Annotated in this window: 2 protein-coding genes; both read right to left on the bottom strand. The window is 52.1% G+C overall.

What is annotated here, in order from left to right; genetic code table 11:
• Window positions 1–220: 220 nt before the first annotated feature.
• On the bottom strand, window positions 221–4588 hold the full coding sequence (locus tag QZP87_RS03620; RefSeq protein WP_291321553.1) for a translocation/assembly module TamB domain-containing protein: 4368 nt from the start codon (window positions 4586–4588) through the stop codon (window positions 221–223).
• A partial coding sequence (locus QZP87_RS03615) for a hypothetical protein (RefSeq protein WP_291321552.1) occupies window positions 4589–4772 on the bottom strand: 184 nt, incomplete at its 5' end.

The following is a 4772-nucleotide window of genomic DNA, read 5'->3' as shown; positions in this document are numbered from 1 at the left end:
TATCACTACAGCGAAACTTCTAAAATTTATAACCTGTCTCAATTGGGGACAGGCACTTTTGCCGTTTGAAAACTTGCAATTGAACAAAAAATCAGGCGGCAAAAGAGCCAGTCCCCGGAGGCCAAAAAATAAGTTTCGCTGTAGTGTTATAATTCCAGCAAATTCTCGGCAACATGCGGGCCGGTCATGCTTGTGAATTTTTTATCGTGCAGCCGGTTCTTCAATAATCGCGTTTCCAGAACAGGAACACCCCACTGTCGGCATCGGACTCCACGCTGCCCTCCAGGGACATCCTGGGGGTAAGATCAATTTCCACAGCCACCTCTTCGGAGCCCGGGGCGGCACCCTTTCTGACCTGCATGTAAACCCTCTCATGTACGTATTTGCCCAGGCCGAACTGGACTTCGCCCTCATCGTCCCGGGTGATCTCAATATCGTCAACACCTACCAGAGACCTCAACTGATCCATCATGCCCGGTCCAGGTTCGCCTACTGCCATTGCGTGGGCTGCATTTAAAAGGGTTAAGGCCTGAAAGGGTGTAATATCCGAAAGATCACGTCCGAAAAGGATCCAGGCCAGGATCTCATCCTTGTGCATTGGCGGGTCCGACTCCAGGTCCAGTTCAGGGCTTAGAGCCCGCCCGTGTATCCGCACGAAAATATCCCTGTCTTTTTGGGTGTACCTGGCCCTCATATCCAGGATGGGGTCCGGAGGAAAAGCGCCGTCCAGAAAAACCTGCGATTCCCGGTCCAGGTCAAAGCGGCGGTCCAGGAAGTCCAGTCTGCCCCGCACAGGGCTCAATTCACCGCGTATACTGGGTTCGTGTGCCATGCCTTCGATATAGAGGCGGCCCCCCCATTCAGAGTCCAGGCCTCGCCCCCTGACATAGACCCGGGCCGGAAAACTGAGTTCAAGATCAAGCTTTACGGGATATGCTTCCAGATCAACCTTTCTGGGAGGCGGAGGCAGATCATCGGGGGGTTTGTTCTTTTCTGTGACCTCCAGATGAACCACTCCCGGAGGCGAAGCTTTAGGCAGCATGGCTTCGATTCGGCCAAAAGTCAGCGAGCCTTGAACCAGGGCCTGGGAAGCATCTCCTGACAGGCCGAGGTCACAGGAGGCTATGTTTACTACTGCCAGGGAATGCCTCAAGATATCTGCATCCTGTATCTGCAGATGGAAATCCCATTGATAATTCTTATCCGGATCAAGGCTCAGCCTGCCGGCACCCTCGATGCGGCCCGTCCCTCCGTCGCTTGCGGCCAGTTCTTCAAGCACCATCAAATCATTGCGGGCTTTGATCAAAGCTTTTATTTCCCTTAAATATATACCAGCATTCATATCTTCAAAGATACCGCCCTCGAGCTCTATTTTGCCGTCAAAGACAGGCTCCTGGGCTGTGCCTGAAATATCCATGCTGCTTTTAATCAGCCCTGAAAGATTCTGATCCGGAGAAAGAAAAAGAGGTGCAACTTTTTCCAGTTCCAGGGTGGAAAACAGTCTGCCCTGAAGTGGGAGAGGATCCGGGAGCGCGAAGGCGGCGGGTTCCAGAGACAGTTCTGCGGGCAGCTCGACCTCCAGGCCCAGAAGCTGATCCTGTCCTTTAAAAAGAGATGCTTCAACCTGCACAGTATTATCCGCCAGCAACGCCGTAGAAACAATATCCAGCTCAGGCATATCCTGAACAGTGGACCTGAAATCAGAAAGCTCAAGCCTGGCTGATACTCCAGGTTTGCCTGGCTCTCCCTGAACTTGCAGTTTTCCGGCGAGTTTTCCGTGAAACATGTCCAGGGCCGGAGCCGGGATCTGGGCCAGCAGGAGATTCTGGAGCTCGACTTCTAATGAGACCTCTACAGGAGTCAGAGCGCCCTGAAAAAAAAGGCTTCCATCCCCCCAGGAAAGCTCTGACGGGCTTAACCTTATCTCTTGGTCCTCAATGACTGCACTCAAAGCCCGCTGCAGGGAAAAATTTTCATAAGCGTATTTCCCCTGCAGCGTTTCCAGATTTATTTCATGCACATTTTCCCCGGGAGTATAGGAAAGCTGCGCGCTTAACACCAGGGGATGCACCGCCTGTCCGTCCAGACTGGTGCTGAGGCCGATCTCCATGTCCTGCCCCTGCAGGCTGGTACTCCAGGAACTTAAATAAACCGGGCCTGCCTGCAGCCCGGACATATTCAGGTCAGCCCTGAATTCCCTGCTTGAGTAAAGATCCTGCCCCTCAGCTGCCAGGTCCATATAGATCAGGCTTGTACCATTCAGCATAACTTCCATGGCTTCAAAATTCAGGCTTAAATCCTGCCTGTCCTGGACCCTTTGCAGGTTAATCCTGCCTGAAATATGACCGTACAGCTTCTGCCCTGTAAGTTCGGCAAAAGATTCAAGCTCAGGAACATAAACATCCAGATCTCCATGGGCCAGCATCGAGTCCAGATCCAAGTCCAGGTTTCCCTGTATGCTTGCATCCAGACCTGAAATCAGCAGGTTGGAGACTTCAAGATGGTCGTCCTGCAACAGGAAGTCAGAGCTAAGATCCAGCCTGCCCGGGGCGGATTTCAGGCTTGCCCTGATGGAGCCTGGAAAAGCTTCCGGAGTGTAGACAGAATCCACGGAGGCCTGAATATCCATGACCTCTATTTCCGGGCCGGGCTTAAGTCCTGAAATATCTACATCCAAGGATACAGCGACTGCATCCCATGGTCCTTCAGCAGAAGCCCGGGCTGAAAATTTTCCTCTTATTTCCTGTTCCAGGGCTTTGCTCAAAAACTCCAGGTTTTCCAAGTCAAGTTCAGCTGCAAGACTTAATTCCTCCTGCTCCAGGCTGACTGTGCCAAAAGTTGAAAGCCTGGCCTCCCGGGTGAATAACTCTGCCTGTTTTAAATCCAGGGAAAAATCCTCTGAGACGGATGCCCTGGCGGACAGTCTGGGTTCCTGGCCGATGAGGTCAGCAAGCAATTCCTCGCCAAACCCCAGCCCTTGTCCCCAAAGGTCAATTTCCAGTTCATACAGGTTTTGCTGCAGGTTGCCCTCTGCCGCAGCCTGAAATCCAATATCGCCGGTAATCTCCAGATCCATAGCCTCATCCGGTAAAAACCTTTGAAAGGCTGATATGTGGCTGTTAATCTCGGCGCTGAAGCACATTTCATTCAGGTCCATTGCACCCTGAGCCAGGGCCTCCAGGCCTTGAGAGGCCAGATTAAGTTCCTTTATGTTTAATACATTGTCGTGAGAAAAATCCAGGTCAAAATCCAGCTCCATATCCTGGGGCAATTGGTTATAATGGGCATAACCAACCCCGTTCAGTCGCAGTTTACCCCGGGCAAGTGCCATGGATTCTTTATTGTTTCCGTTGTACTGCACATCTGCATCCAGCTGCAGATGTTCTATGAAGAAATCGTGTCCATCCAGCCTCTGAAGGACAAGACCGACTTCTGCTGCCGGAGAGTTGACAGGTCCACTGAAACCCACGTTTAACTCAGCTTTCTCATGGCAGGCCAACTGTGCCTCCTGCAGCAAGGGATTGATATCCTGTACCTCCAGCCTGGCAAGCCCCTGGATATGCAGTTCATCCAGTGCAAAATCAGCCTCTGCAGCCAGACTGAAAATATCAGAATCAAGCTGTAATTTCTGCAGTCTGGCCAGGTTGTCCTCATAAATAAGATCCAGATGTGCTTTCAGCTTCAGAACATGCTGCAGATAATGGTCTACAGGCTCCGGGGCCATGGCAGGGCTCAATTGAATTTCTGCGCCGGCAGCCAGGTCCAGCCTGTCTTCCAGAAGCTTAAGATCAATGTCCATTGCCAGGTCCAACAGCTCACCCCCTCGCAAATGCAGCCTGCCCTTCCAGTCCCTGACCGGACCCTTGCCCGTCAGGCTCAGGTCAAGATCGTCGGGCTGAAGATCCCGGGGAAGCATGGCCGGCAAAGTAGCTGAATCAAAGGCATGCAGATCCACTTCCAGCTGTTCTGAACTTTGCTGAAATTCCAGGGCCAGCTTCAGGCTGGTCTGGGCCTTGTCCAGCCGCAGGACATCCAGTTTGTCCACCACAAAACCATCTTTGTATGCCAGCAAGGAGCCCTGCAGGGAAAAATGGGCTTCTTCCCCCAGCACCTCCGGACCCAGGCGGGCCTCATGCACATACAGGTTCTCAACCCTCAAGGCAGGGAGAGGCCAATGCCACTCGAACTGTTTTTTCAGTTCATCCGGAATCTCGGTTTCTTCGGATGGCTCGGTATGCGGCACCCTGTCCATCTGCAGGACCTGGACCCCCAGGGCCTTAACAAATATTTCGTGGTCCAAAAGCTTTCTCCAGGACCAGTGCAGCCTGGAGTTCTCAGCTTGAAGCCAGACCCCGTCCCTGTCGTGAATTCTGATGCTTTTGATCACAAAATTAAAAGGGATGCCGCCGGAGATACCTTCTATCTCCACCCTCCCGTCTTCCCAGACCAGCACCTGGTTCAGGGTATTTTCCAGAAACTTCTGCCCGGAATCGGTCTGTAGCCAGGCCAGAGCCCCTCCTACTGCGATAACCAGCAACAGCAGCAGGATGCCGAGGCCTGAAACTGCAACAATAATAAATCGTTTCATTTATTCTTCCGTAAAAATATTATATCCTGGCAAATCCGCCAAGGATATGTTTACTAAGGCGGACTTTGCCCGCAACCCAGATAAGAAAAGAGTTTTTAGCCCACAGATCACACCCAGTGAAATCCGCTGCGCTGAGACTTCGTCTATTTCACCGGGCAGGCAGATTGACACAGATAAAAGAGAT

The sequence above is a fragment of the Desulfonatronospira sp. genome (genome assembly GCA_003563255.1).
Taxonomy (GTDB): Bacteria; Desulfobacterota; Desulfovibrionia; order Desulfovibrionales; family Desulfonatronovibrionaceae; genus Desulfonatronospira.
This window is presented reverse-complemented; position numbering and strand designations above follow the sequence as displayed.